Source organism: Myxococcus virescens, from assembly GCF_900101905.1.
Taxonomy (GTDB): Bacteria; Myxococcota; Myxococcia; order Myxococcales; family Myxococcaceae; genus Myxococcus; species Myxococcus virescens.
The window spans coordinates 34920-48026 of the sequence record NZ_FNAJ01000024.1 but is presented as its reverse complement, the minus strand read 5'-3'; the positions used below and the strand labels follow the sequence as shown (position 1 = coordinate 48026).

The following is a 13107-nucleotide window of genomic DNA, read 5'->3' as shown; positions in this document are numbered from 1 at the left end:
TGGGCAGCAGTGCCGGTTGTTCATCCGGAGACGCCCTCCCAACTTGTTGCTCAATGAGCACACGGCGGTTCGCCGTCTCAGAGGGGGAATCATGATGAACACTCGCAGGTCCACGTTGACGCAAGGTGTGTTGTCCGCGGCGGTCGCGGTCCTCGTCGTCCCGGTCGCCAGGGCGGCAATGCCACCCGCGCCTCCGACTGACTGCTCGGTGGCGGGCGGCTACACACAACGCAACCTCGTGGCCAACAGTCCGGCGCTTGGCGCCGAGCATGTCGATCCGCACCTCGTCAACGCCTGGGGGCTTGCCTTCAACCCGACGGGCATCGCGTGGGTGGCGAACGAGGGCACGGGCACCTCAACGCTGTATGACGGCAATGGGGTTCAGCAGCCCCTCATCGTGGGCATCCCCGCGCCGCCAAGAGAGACCGAGTCGGGAGAGCCCACCGGCGTGGTGTTCAATGGCTCGGACGCATTCGTCGTGACAGGGACAGGTGTCTCGGGGCCCGCTCGCTTCATCTTCGCCACGGAGGATGGCGTCCTGGCCGCCTGGGCACCCGCGGTGGACGAGGCCTCGGCCAAGATCGTGGCGGACAACTCCGCGATGGGCTCTGTGTACAAGGGGCTGGCGATGGCCGGCACCGGAGCGGACGCCAGGCTGTACGCGGCGGACTTCCGGAACGGTCGAATCGACGTCTTCAACTCCAGCTTCACGCCCATGCCGATGCCGGGCGCCTTCGCGGACCCGTCACTGCCCGCCGGCTACGCGCCCTTCAACATCGAGAACATCGAGGGCACCCTCTATGTCTCGTATGCGCAGCAGGACAAGGAGCGTTCGGATGATGTCCCCGGCGTGGGCGCGGGCTACATCAACGCCTTCGACATGAACGGGCAGTTGCTGCGGCGGTTCGCTTCTCAGGGCACGCTCAATGCGCCGTGGGGAATGGCCCTGGCGCCGGCGGGCTTCGGGCAGTTCAGCAACCACCTGCTGGTGGGCAACTTCGGGGATGGCGCCATCAACGCCTATGACCCTGCCTCCGGCGCCTGGGCAGGCGCGCTCACCCGGCCGGACGGACAGCCGGTCAAGGTCGACGGACTCTGGTCCTTGCACTTCGGCACTGGCGCGCAGGGCCTGCCCGCCGAGACGCTCTTCTTCACGGCGGGGCCCGCGGACGAGGATCAGGGACTCTATGGCCGGCTCGACATGACGCCCGTGTGTCCGCAGGGCGGCCTGCCCCCGTGGAAGGCGCCTCGCGGGCCTGAGGCGCAGTGAGCGGGAGGCGGGCATGGCGGCGCGGGCCGGAGCACGGTGCTCCGGCCCGCGCTGTCACGTGGGGCGCTACGAGGTGAAGGCGCGTCTCAGGGCTGCTGCGTGCCACTGCCTCCGTAGCCCTGGGCCTGCAACTGCTGCCAGTGCGCCTTGGCCTGATCTTCGCGCTGGAGGTTGGCGTCCACCTGGCGCTGCTGATCCGCCGCCTTTCGCCGGGCGTCGGCGACGGCGCTGGAGAAGTCCCCTGGGGACAACTCTTTCGCCCGGACGTCCGCGTTGGCGTTGACGGCTTCGTACTTCGCCTGTTCGAGCTGGGCGTCGGCCACGTCCAGCTCCCGCTGGCGCATGACCTCCAGCGACTTCAACGTCGTCACCGCGTCGTCGCGCCAGGCCGTCTCCGCCTCGGCCAGGGTGAGGGCGTGCTGGGCCGTGCAGGCGGCGTTCTGGGCCCGCTCGATGGCCGCGACGTCACCCGTTGCCTGCGCGGCCTCGAGCGCTGCCTCACTTGCTTCGTGGCGGGACTTCGCGGCGTCCTCGTTGCGTTGGGCGACTTCGCGCTCCGCCTCGGCGTCCTGTCTGGCCACCTGGGTGCGGGTGATCTGCTCCCGGGCATGGTCCTCCGTGAGCTGCGCCTCGCGCACGTTTCCCAGCTCGCCGGGTGGGACGCGCGCCACCCATTGCTTGTCCACCTTCGCGCTGGAGCGATGGGAGGCACAGCCTCCCAACAGCATCACGGCCGTGCCGGCCATCCCCAGGTACATGCGACGCCTGCCTGGCTGTGCCATGCCTTCCTCCCGGTCATAGGGTCCTGTCCGAAACTGTGCGCATCCGGGGGGAGGGTGAAAGCAGCGGCGCACCGCTCAGCGCGCCACACGCCCCTGCTCAAAGGGCAGGGGCCGCGCGCGCACGTCCGACGCCGCGCTAGCGGGGGGCGAGCAGGGCTTCGAAGAGCGTGCGCGGATCCAGCCCGGGGGGCAGTCCGGAGACGCCGCCGTCGTTCACCTCGACCACCGCCCAGCCCCCGTCCTGGAGCATGGCCACGTCCAGGGTGAGGAAGGGCGAGTCGATGCGCCGGGCCAGGGGCTCGAAGCCGGTGAAGTCCGGCACGTCGACGTCGAACTCGTGGTACGGCTCGGCGGCGAGGAGCCGGCCGCCTCCGAAGAAGAGCCTGAACTCGAGGTGGGCCGGGCCCGAGGGTGTCCGTCCGTACGTCTTGAAGGGGAGGAACTTCCGGACGACGAGACCCCGCTCGAAGCGGTCTCCGCGCTCATCGACGAGGTTGGCGCAAATCTGTTCGAAGCGCGCCTGCGTCGTACCCTCGGGGATGAAGCAGGCGTCATCCCAGCGCTCCTTGGCCGACTTCACGTGGTCCTTCACCAGCCAGGGCTGCGAGCCGAGCGCCTGGGCCGCGTGCCAGGCTTCCGCCGCGTCCAGGCCCTCCGTCCAGACGCTGCGGGCGGTGTAGCGGGAGAGCCGGGGGTACCAGTTGGGCAGGTAGAGCGCCGCCGCGTACTGCTCGGGCGTGGTCGTCAGCCGGTGCCCCAGGGCGGACACGGCTTCGTCCAGCGCGGTGTACTCCTCTTCCGTCAGCATCCAGCCGCGGTAGAGGAGCCGGAGCCTGCCGCGCTCAGGGAGGGTGGAGAGCGCCTGCTCGGCATTGCCGGAGAGGAGGGCGCCCAGGTCTGCCTGGTAGGTGTCGACCCCGAGCGCTTCGGCCGCGTCGGCCTCCACGTCGAAGGGGTCGTCCTGGGTGGGATTCCGGCCGAAGAGGATGGCGCGCGCGTGAGACGGACGTCGGGAGCCTGGCATCCAGAAGCCTCGCATCAAGGGTGGCGGTGTGTGGGGGGCACCTCCGACGCGTGCGCGCGCCAACCCTGACACGGTCCCCGCGCGGATTTCGCGGGGACCGGATGCGGGACGCTCAGTCCCCCAGCGCGTCGTACCGGACCAGCCGGAAGCGGGCGCCCTGCGCCTCGCGGATGCGGGCCGCCAGCTTCTCGTGCAGCTCCGGCGTCCAGGCGCTCCACCGCTGGAAGAAGGCCGCGGTGGCCGCCTTGTCACCGCCGTGCTGGAGCGCGAGCACCTTCTCCAGCAGCGACGTCACGACGGCCGGGTACTTGTCGTAGTGGATGCTCAGGCGCGCCGTCTGCGGGTCCGCCTGGAGGAGGCCGTGCTCCAGGAACCAGTTGAACTGCACCAACTGCATGCGCTGGTAGGGCTGGTCCTCGCGCGGGCGCACGTTCTGGAGCGTGCGGCGGATGCCGGAGGCCTGCACCGCGCGCAGGCCGGCGGCGTCGAGCGTGCCCTTCTTGTGGAAGTCATGCAGCGAGAAGAGGCTCACCAGGTCCGCCTTCATCTCCTCCACGGCGCCCGCGTAGTCCTCCAGCGCGTCGTCCAGCGTGCGCCCCTTCTGGTCTCGGTCCGGCCCCAGGTAGTGGCCCACCTCGTGCCAGAGGGTGCGCTGGAAGTTGCCTTCGGAGACCAGCTCCTTGGCGTGGGCGTCCACCACCGCGGCGCGCCAGATGCGCTCGTCGGACGCGAAGAGGTCCGGGTTCCGCATGATGTTCTCCCGCAGGAGGATGGTGCGGCCATAGCGGCGCGCGGCCAGCGCGTCGTTGGGGAGGATGCTCGCGGTGTTGGTGCCGCGCGACTGGCCGAAGTCGGCGATGACGTCGTAGACGCCCACGGGGATGTCCTCGCGCACGCGCTTCTTCGCGGCGTAGGGCAGCGCGTCCTCCACCGCCTGGAGCCCGCCCAGGCGCTTGCGCAGCTCCTGCGTGGCCGCCTCGTTGCTCAGCAGCACCGACAGGCTGTGGAACGCCTTCACGCCGAAGAGCGCGTCGTCATACGTCTCATACGCGCCCAACTGCACGTTGAGCTTCTGGAAGCGGCCCGTCACCCAGGCCGCGTCGCCGCTCTCGTAGTCGTTGGTGAGCAGGTCGCGCGCGCGGTTGCGCAGGTAGCGCGCCAGCTCCACGTCGCTGGCCTCCAGCCGCTGCGCTGCGCGCATCACCAGCCCGTAGGCCTTCACCAGCTCCGGCCCATAGGCCACGGCGTAGGGCACCGCGTAGAGCGCCTTGGCGTCGGGCCGCTTCGCCTTCGCTTGCAGAGCCTGGCGCAGGCCCGGATGCAGCGTGTCCAGCACCGGGTGCGTCTGGAGGACCTTCACGTCCTGGCGCAGGTTGGCGGCCGTGGCGCGGCGAACCACCGTCTTCTCGCTCAGCAGGGACTGGCGCTCGCCGGGGTTCGCGGCCAGGAAGGCGTCCACCTCCGCCCGCGTGACGTCCACCGGGTACACGTTGCGCGCGGACACCTGCGCGTCCACCGGGAGGAACGCCTCCCGCGCGTTGCTCAGGGTGCTGGCGATGGGGCCCTGGTACAGGCGATACAACGTGAGCAGGTCCTGTGTGCGCTTGGGGCTGCCCAGCTTCTTGTCCAGCGCCTCCAGCTTCGCGCGAGCCGGGAGCGCCTGATGGTGGCGCGAGGACTCGTAGAGCCCCTGGAAGATGGCGCCCACCTCCAGCAGGTCCTTCACCGCCGCCTGCTCGTCGGGCGTGAGGCGGGAGAGGTCCGGTGACAGGCGGACCTCCTGCGTCTTGGCGAGCACTTCGGCCACCTTCTCCTCTGGCCAGTAGCCCGGAGGCAGGGTGGGGGAAGGACGGCTGGGGGCGGCAGCCTGTGCCGACAGCGCCAGGAGGGCGGCGGCGCCTAGGGACAGCGCGTGGGGGATTCGCATGACGCGCAAGACTGCCACGGAGGTGGGCGTATTCCCCACGGGTTCGGTTGGATTGCGTCACGCATGGGTGACGTCCTGTGCGCCGGGCAAGTCTTGCGCTACATGGTGTGCATGAAACTCAAACTTCCCTTGTTTCTTTCGCTATCCACGGTTCTTCCGGCGCTGATCAGCTGCGGAGCCCCGACGTCCACGGACACCGCGCACGAGGCTGTCGTGCTCGGAACGCAGGCCCAGGCGCTGGCCACCGGTACGCCCGCCGCCGAGGGGGTGCTGTCCTTCCTCAACGACTCCTCCATCTCCTACACCGTGCTGGACCTGGAGGTGCCGCTGGACGCCCCGGCGGCGCAGGCGCTGATTGACTTCCGCGAGGGGCCGGATGGCGTGCTCCACACGGGCGATGACCGCCGCTTCGTGAGCATCGAGCAGGTGGACGCGGTGCCGTACGTGGGCCCCGCGGCGCTCGCGGCGCTGGAGGCGTACGCCAAGGGCACGGGCCGCGTGGAGCTGCCGGTCGACGGGCACGTGGGGACGTTCCACGGCGTGGCCTTCAACGTGGCGGAGGCCCGCCGCGCCATCCTCGCCGCGAACACGGAGAGCGCGTCGAACCTGGAGACTGTCTTCGGCATCCCCGCGGCGGCGGTGCAGAGCCTGGTCGCGGCGCGTCCCATCCTCCACATGGTGCAGCTGTCGCGGCTGGCGAACGTGGACGCCGTCACGATGGGGCAGCTCAAGGCCCACACGCAGCAGGCGGCCGAAGGTGACCCGTGCACGGGCCCTGGCATCTGTCAGCCCGGGCTCGTCTGTGAGGGCCGGCCCGGAGATGGCTCCAGCCCCTATGGCCGCTGCGTGGACACCTCGCCCCTCGCGGGCAATGGGGACGTGTGCTCCCGCTTCGTGGCGTGCCCGTCGGCGGAGCTCATCTGCATCGGTCTGGCGTCCGGCTGGGTGGAGGGCTACTGCGCTCCGGCGTGGATGGGCGCCTCCTTCACCGAGTACTCGGACCTGCGGCTCCAGTCGACGAGCCCGCTGTTGACGGCGCCGCTCGTCGTGGTGGGGCTGGCCACGGTGCCCATGGACATCAACGTGGAGCTGGACATCGTCCACACCGCGCCGCACCGGCTGGTGCTGACGCTGGAGGACCCGGGTGGTGAGACGGCCCTGCTGTGGGACGGCCCGAACGAGGGCACGCCGCCCTCGCGCATCGTCGTGACGCGGGGCATTCCGCGCGACGGCAGCATCAACGGCCAGTGGAAGCTGCACGTCGCCAACCCGTCTGGCGTGGGCAGCGGCACGCTGCGCTCGTGGACGCTGAAGCTCACCAGCCGCTACGACTGAGCCGGCTGTTTCGCGGTGGGCCTTCGCGCTTCGAGGGCCCACCGCGCGTTTCACGGTGGCGACGCGGGCCGGCTGGCGTGCGCGTGGATGACGGGGCGCAGGATGTTCATGAGTCCCGACGCGTACTCCAGGCGCCTCAGCCCGTCGCCTGGGTGCGCTCCTCCCGTTGTGCATTCACCAGCGACGCGTAGGTGCCCTGGCGCTCCAGCAGCTCCTGGTGCCGGCCGACCTCCACTACCTTGCCGGCCTCCATGACGAGGATGGTGTCGGCGTTGCGTACCGTGCTGAGCCGGTGGGCGATGACGACGCGCGTGCACTTCAGGGACGCCAGCGCCTGCTGCACGTGCGCCTCGGTGGTTGCGTCCAGGGCGCTGGTGGCTTCATCGAGCAGGAGGATGGCGGGCCTGCGCACCAGGGCGCGCGCCAGGGCCAGTCTCTGCCGCTGGCCGCCGGACATGGAGAGGCCCCGGTCCGTCAGCGGCGTGTCGTACTGCATGGGCATGGCCATGATGTCGTCGTGGATGTGGGCCAGCTTCGCGGCCTCCACGACACGGTCCATGTCCAGGTCCGGGTCGCTCAGGGTGATGTTCTCCCGCAGCGACGCGTTGAAGAACGAGGCATCCTGCAACACCACGCCCAGTTGGCTGCGCACCGCGCGCAGGTCCAGCTCGCCCAGCTCCGCGCCGTCGTACCGGACGTGTCCGGAGGTGGGCAGGTAGAGCCCCAGCAGCAGGTGCGCCAGGGTGCTCTTGCCCGCGCCCGAGCGGCCGACGAGCGCCACCATCTGCCCCGGCTCCACGCTGACCGACACGCCTTGCACCACCCAGGCGGAGTGGGGGTTGTAGCGGAAGCGCACGTCCTCCAGGGTGACGGCGCCGCGCAGCGTGGGCGCGCGGCCCCGGTGCGCCGCGTCGCGTTCGGGGGGCGTGTCCAGCACGTCGTTGATGCGCTCCAGGTACGTGCTCAGGAACTGGAGCTGCCCGCCGGTGCCCAGCAGGTTGGACAGGGGCACCAGCAGCGCGGTGGCCAGCGCGTTGATGCTCAGCATCTGTCCCAGGGACATCGCGCCGTCCAGCACGCGCCACGCGCCCACGCACAGCAACACCAGGGGGGACACGCGGCGCAGCGTGCCCGTCAGCGCGTCCAGCCACGCGGAGAGGCGGCCTCGCTCCAGCTCCACATTGAGCAGGTCCACGTAGAGGTTGGCGTAGCTGCCCACCATGCGGTCCTCCACGCCGAAGGCCTTGAGCGTCTGCATGCCGGACAGCATGGCCATCAGGTAGCTCTGGCTGCGCACGCCCATGTCCAGGCTGCGCGACAGGTGGCTGCGTTGTCGGGCCCGGGGCAGCGCGAACACCAGCACCTGCAACAGGCCCAGCCCCACCACCAGCAGCCCCAGCGACGCATCCGCCACCAGCAGCAGGCCCAGGTAGAGGAGCACCAGCGCACCGTCGAGCGCGCTGGACAGCAGGCCGGTGGAGAGCAGTTCGCGGATGGCCTGCTGCGAGCCCAGCCGCGTCAGCAGGTCGCCCGCGGGCCGGAGCTGGAAGAACGGGTAGGCCAGGCTCACCAGGTGGTCCAGCAGCCCCTGCGTCATCTGCGAGTCCAGCCGTGTGCGCAGCTCCACCAGGAGCTGGCCTCGCACCACCGACGTGAGCAGCTCGAAGAGCAGCACGCCCGCGAGCGCCGCGGACAGCACGCCCATCAGCGAGTAGTCCTGCCGCGGAACCACGCGGTCCACCACCATGCCGGTGAGCAGCGGCACCGCCAGCGTCAGCACCTGGAGCACGGCGGACAGCGCGAGCACCTTCACCAGCGTGCCGGCCTGCCGCTTCACCAGGGGCACCAGGTAGCGGTAGGGCCCGCGCCGCGTGTGGCCCGGCTGGAAGTTCTCGGACGGCTCCAGCAGCAGGGCCACGCCGGTGAAGCACTGGCTGAACTGCTCCATGGAGACGCGGCGGCGGCCCTGGTCGGGGTCCACCACCTCGACCCAGCCGCGGCCCAGGCGCTCGAAGACGACGTAGTGCGTGAAGCGCCAGTGGAGGATGGTGGCCGGAGGCAGGAAGGGCAGCCGGTCCAGGTCCACGGAGATGGCGCGCACGCGCAGGCCCAGCTTCTGGGCGGCGGCCTTCAGCGCCTTCGCGCTGGCGCCGTCACGTCCGGGGCCTGTCACGTCGCGCACCGCGTCCAGGCCCATGTGGCGGCCGTGGTAGGCCAGCACCATGGCCAGACAGGCGGCGCCACAGTCCGTCATCGTCATCTGCCGCACTTCGGGCACGCGCTTGCGCAGGCCGAGCCTCCACCGGCGCTGGGGCTGCTGCGGCGCCTCGGCCGTCATGGCGGCACGTTTCCTTCTGGCGCAATGAGCGCCGGCCACGCCAGGACACCCATCGCCAGCGCGAGGCCGAAGACGAACAGGAGCGCGAACGTCCACCGCGTCCACTGTCCACCGATGCGCAGCAGGTCACCTTCGTCCTGCACGACGCGCTGGTAGTGCGCCAGGGCTTCCTTGCGGAAGATGGAGGGGCGGCCGTCGGTGGGTGGCTGCATCGCGGGGGGATGTTAGCGCAGGGAGTGGGGGACTGGTCCGGGACTGAACCAGCCCCCCTGGGCCTTCGCTACATGCACACGTAGGGCGGGCACGGCGTGCAGTAGTAGCTGCCGAACTGCTCGCAGCTGTCCGCACCCGAGATGCTCTCCAGGACCTCGTCGCTCAATTCCAGCTCGGCGGCGGGGTTGGCGGGCAGGGCCGCGCGCTCCTCCGACGACAGGCTGTTGAAGTACTCGGGGTCACGCCACGCACGGAGGATGTGTTGCTTCTTGCTCATGACTGCTCCTGGACAGGAAAGGGGGGGCGAATCAGAGACAGTGCCGCGGCGGGCACGGCGTGCACTGGGCGCTGGACTGGCCGGGCAGGCAGAAGTCGCCGCCGGTGATGACCTCCAGGAGGTCGTCCCCCAACTCCAGCTCGGCGGCGGGGTTGGCGGGCAGGGCCGCGCGCTCCTCCGACGACAGGCTGTTGAAGTACTCGGGGTCACGCCACGCACGGAGGATGTGGTCCTTCTTCTGGCTCATGACAGCTCCTGGTTGCGGCTGGAGGGACGGCCATCCGGGGTGCCCAGCCCTTCACCTCGGACGATTCGTGGAGGCGCGACCGTCAGCAGCGAGGGCACCCGCTCCGGCATGGCCAGCCGCGCCAGTCCGTAGGCGATGCCCGCCAGGCCCACCATCATGCCCGGCGTCTCCGTGCTGCCTTGCAGGCCGAAGAGGTAGCCGTGCTCGGAGATTCCGCGCAGGATGCCGCCCGCCACCGCGTTCGTGCGCTCCTGGAGCTTCGAGTCCCCGAGCGTGGCCGCCGCTTCCAACAGGAAGTCCGCGTTGCCCAGGTCTCCGTGGCACAGACCATGGTTGCGGCCGAAGCCCCTCGCCAGGGTGGAGTCCAGCGCGATGGCAATCTCCTCGCGCACCGCTGCGTCGTCCACGAAGGGCAGCCCAGACAGTCGCGCCAGTCCGATGCCGGGGGCGCCGGTGCACCATGCCCAGAGGAAGTGTTCCGTCCCCTCCGCCGCCGCCGCCAGTTCCTTCGCGCCCGCGCGCAGGTCGGGCCAGTTGCGCTCCTCGGGTGTGTAGAGCCCGCGCTCGTACTCCATGCCCGCCACCGCGGCGTCACGCAGGCGTGTATCGCCCGTCCGCGCGAACAGCCGAAGCAGCGCCAGGCTGATGCCGGCGGCTCCATGCGCCATGCCCGCGAGGTAACGGTTTCCGGCGGCTTCGCAGATCCACGCCGCGCCTCGGGCCTGGGGCGTGGACGTCTCCAGCAGCCGCTGGCCGCAAGCGTCCACCGTGGCCCACAACGTGTCTGATGGGCGGTGCTCACCGAGCACCAGCAGCGCCAGGAGGCAGCCCGCGGCGCCCGCGCCCACGTCCAGCACCGTGTCCTTCTCCACCAGGGGCCGCAGCCGCCGTACGTAACCCGCGGCTTCGTCCAGGAGCGCATCGTCCTTCCACAGCACGCCCAGGTGCGTCAGCGCGTAGAGGATGCCGCCCCAGCCATTGAGGATGCCCAGCCCCACCACGCTGGCGGGCTCCTCCGCCAGGAGGCGCGCCTGGGTGCGCAGCGTGGCCCGCGCCAGCCGCGTGAAGCGCGCGTCTTGCGTGACGTCCCCCAGGTAGCCCAACGCGAGCGCGATGCCCGCGCGCCCCTGGAACACGTCCGGCCCCGGAGAACCGAGCCGCCAGCCGCCGTCTCCCGCATCCAGGCCAAGCCAATGCGCTTCGTCGCGGCGCTCGAAGGCCAATGGCAGCAGCCGTTCGCCCGCGCGTCGTGCTTCCGCGAGCAACGCGTCGCGGAGGCCGGGCTGGGTGTGCTCCCGGAAGGGATACGTCGGACGCGCCACCGTCTGCGAGCTCAGCAGCAGGACATCCAGCGAGCGCTCCAGCACCCAGCGCTGCCGCGTCTGGTCCTCTGGCGACAGTCCCTCCAGCCGGCGGCGCACGCGCGCCATGCCCGTCTCCTGGAAGAAGTCCGGCAGGCGCTGGCCCGAGCCCGCCTCCAGGTCCTTCGAGTCGGCGCGCGCGGTGAAGTACGGCAGGTCTCCCCGCTCCAACTGCTCCGTCTCCAAGGGCACGAGCGCCGCGAAGTCCGGGGCAGGCACCACGACGCGCCACAGGTGGTCGAAGAAGCGTTGGCGCTCGAGCCCATCGGTCAGCGCGTGCGGGTGGTAGCTCTCGAAGAGGAGCGCGCCGTACACCGCCGTGTTGCGGAAGAGGACGCGCATGGGCACGTGCGCGAAGGCGGCCAGCGGCCCGTCCTCGGCGAGCAGCGCCTCGCGGTGCTCCAGCAGCAGGCCGTACATGCGGGTGAAGCCGTCGGCCAGCGCGTCGCGGTAGTCCAGCACGGGCGCGGTTTCGCCCTCCAGGCGCGGCAGGTTGTTGGACCCGGGCAGCTCCACCGGCCGCCGCTCGAAGCGCATCCGGTCCGTTCCTCGCTCCGTCGTCATCAAGTAGGCCTGCGGCGTGAGCTGACCTGCCCGAGCGCTCAGCCCGCTCAGGTCCACACCGGCCTTCTTGCGCGTGCCCCAGAACTGCTGCGGCAGCAGCCCGCTGCGGAGCACCGACACCGGAGGCGCCTCCACCGCGTGCTCGGAGTCTCGAAGCGTGCGCGTGCCCGACAGCGGGTGGAAGAGCGTCTCCACGTCCACCAGCACCGGGTGCTCACCGGCGGCGATGAGGTTCTCGAAGTGCAGGTCCGTGCCATCCAGCGCGTGCATCAGCGCGACGTAGGCGCCCTGGCGTTCGTAGAAGCGCCGGACCTCCTCCGCTGATGCGCACGGCGCGGGGGCCACGTACTCCATCCACCCGTACTCGCCTCGGTCCAGCGCCTCCGCGCCCTTCATCGTGGGCGTGGCGCCGCGCGCGTTGAGCCACGTGAGGAGCTGCTGGAGCCCGGCCTCTGCTCCCAGTGAGCGCGGCTTGTAGACAATCCGCAGCCCGGACTCGAAACGGAGGATGAAGACGCCCTGGCCGCCCCGGTGCGGGTCGGAGAAGCCGCCGCGGGCCTCCACCAGCGCGCCGGGAGACTGGCCCGCGTTGAACCGCTGCCAGAGCAGGGGCGCGTCCCGCGTCAACCGCTTCATCAGCCCCAGACAGTTGGACTCCCACTCCGCGATGCGCAGGACGACGCAGCGGGCCAGCACCGGGTATCGCTCCAGGATGTCCAGGGCGACCTGCGGCTGGCGCAGCCGTCTCGTGAAGTCCTGGAAGCGCGCCTCCGGGGTGTCTCCCGAGAGCAGGCCCTCCAACTGGGCGGCATGCAGCTCCACCACCATGGCACGGCCCAGGACCGGTGCCAGCACCTGGGGCAGGTGGTCCAGCATCGTGGAGACGACGACGCTCGGCTCCAGGTCGAGCCCAGGCGCGGCGTGCTTCAGCGGCTTCAGCGCGGCGGTGAGCTGCGTCACGGCGCGCGACACCAGCGGCTCCACCAGCGGCAGGAAGGCCGAGCGGTCCGGGCCCTCCGTGCGCTCGGGCCAGGGGACGGGCGCGTGCGAGGGCTCCGCGTAGGTGTGCTCCAGCACCTGCACCCAGTGGGGGACTTCAGCAGGCGTGGTCCAAGGCGCCCCGGTGGGTCCCTCCAACAGCGTAAGCAGCTCCGCCTCGGTCAGCCCCGACGATTGCAGTCTGCGCTGCCACCAGTCCGCCTGTCCGAAGGGCTCCTGCTGACGCCATGCATCCAATCGCTTGCGCGCCGCAGCGGATCTGTCTTGTTGCGTCGTATTGGATTTGAGAGTGAATTCAGCCCGCTCGGTGAGTGTGGCGGCCCGTGCCCAGCGTGCGAACCGGGACGGAGTGTTGGCTCCCGGCATCGCCTCGTCCTGCCTCTGCGTGATTTCCACGCGTCCTCTCGTTTCCTGGGCAAAACCCGGTGAGCTGGCTTCGTTGGAGTAGCAGGGAGATGACTGTGATACAGGTAAGTCATTTCATCTTTGCCTGTCAATGCTGGGCGCCCGTGTCCGCCTGGCATGCAATCCAAGCGGGAATGTGGGAGGGATTTGTACGACGCACGCAACAGCGACAGTGGCGCGTGCGGTGGGCCGCTGGCGTTGAAGTTTTCCCAGGCAGGGCTTCACGTGCTGGCCAACAGCTTCCGGATCGCGGACCCCATCGTCCGCCGCGTCCAGGCGGGGGATTTCGCCTGAGCCGGTGCAGGGGGAGGCCGCCTGCCACGCGACGGTGCGCGCTCATGGCCGTTGCGCGATGCATTCTCGGG

10 protein-coding genes are annotated in these 13107 nt (G+C 70.4%); 2 read left to right on the top strand and 8 right to left on the bottom strand.

The window, feature by feature from the left end:
- The first annotated feature begins 91 nt into the window (after nucleotides 1-91).
- Nucleotides 92-1270 (top strand): TIGR03118 family protein, encoded by a 1179-nt coding sequence (locus tag BLU09_RS35500; protein ID WP_244172314.1) that lies wholly within the window; start codon nucleotides 92-94, stop codon nucleotides 1268-1270.
- A gap of 86 nt (nucleotides 1271-1356) precedes the next feature.
- On the opposite strand, the gene BLU09_RS35495 is transcribed toward BLU09_RS35500, so the two are convergent.
- From BLU09_RS35495 to BLU09_RS35485, 3 genes are all read right to left on the bottom strand, one after another.
- Nucleotides 1357-2052 (bottom strand): hypothetical protein, encoded by a 696-nt coding sequence (locus tag BLU09_RS35495; RefSeq protein ID WP_090495585.1) that lies wholly within the window; start codon nucleotides 2050-2052, stop codon nucleotides 1357-1359.
- A gap of 136 nt (nucleotides 2053-2188) precedes the next feature.
- A complete protein-coding gene (locus BLU09_RS35490; RefSeq protein WP_244172313.1) occupies nucleotides 2189-3076 on the bottom strand; it encodes an ATP-grasp domain-containing protein in 888 nt (295 codons plus the stop codon).
- A gap of 112 nt (nucleotides 3077-3188) precedes the next feature.
- Nucleotides 3189-5003: an NUDIX hydrolase gene (locus BLU09_RS35485; RefSeq protein WP_186817998.1), complete on the bottom strand. Its 1815-nt coding sequence runs from the start codon at nucleotides 5001-5003 to the stop codon at nucleotides 3189-3191.
- 213 nt (nucleotides 5004-5216) lie between these two features.
- Here BLU09_RS35485 and BLU09_RS35480 point away from each other — a divergent pair, with 213 nt between their 5' ends.
- Nucleotides 5217-6338 (top strand): proprotein convertase P-domain-containing protein, encoded by a 1122-nt coding sequence (locus BLU09_RS35480; RefSeq protein ID WP_244172312.1) that lies wholly within the window; start codon nucleotides 5217-5219, stop codon nucleotides 6336-6338.
- Nucleotides 6339-6474: 136 nt separating this feature from the next.
- Here the strand turns inward: BLU09_RS35480 and BLU09_RS35475 are convergent, their stop codons facing one another.
- The 5 genes from BLU09_RS35475 to BLU09_RS35455 form a co-directional block, all read right to left on the bottom strand.
- Complete coding sequence (locus tag BLU09_RS35475; RefSeq protein WP_090495581.1) at nucleotides 6475-8676, bottom strand: peptidase domain-containing ABC transporter; 2202 nt, start codon at nucleotides 8674-8676, stop codon at nucleotides 6475-6477.
- Entirely contained in the window at nucleotides 8673-8888 is a 216-nt protein-coding gene (locus BLU09_RS35470; RefSeq protein ID WP_011552915.1) for a hypothetical protein, read from the bottom strand. The genes BLU09_RS35475 and BLU09_RS35470 overlap by 4 nt, the downstream gene beginning before the upstream one ends.
- A gap of 68 nt (nucleotides 8889-8956) precedes the next feature.
- The gene (locus BLU09_RS35465; protein ID WP_090495580.1) at nucleotides 8957-9166 is read right to left on the bottom strand and encodes a mersacidin/lichenicidin family type 2 lantibiotic; all 210 of its coding nucleotides are present in this window, start codon (nucleotides 9164-9166) and stop codon (nucleotides 8957-8959) included.
- Nucleotides 9167-9197: 31 nt separating this feature from the next.
- Nucleotides 9198-9413, bottom strand: a complete 216-nt coding sequence (locus BLU09_RS35460) for a mersacidin/lichenicidin family type 2 lantibiotic (RefSeq protein WP_011552917.1) — start codon at nucleotides 9411-9413, stop codon at nucleotides 9198-9200.
- Nucleotides 9410-12733 (bottom strand): type 2 lanthipeptide synthetase LanM family protein, encoded by a 3324-nt coding sequence (locus BLU09_RS35455; protein ID WP_090495579.1) that lies wholly within the window; start codon nucleotides 12731-12733, stop codon nucleotides 9410-9412. Before BLU09_RS35455 ends, BLU09_RS35460 begins: the two co-directional genes overlap by 4 nt.
- Nucleotides 12734-13107 lie beyond the last annotated feature (374 nt).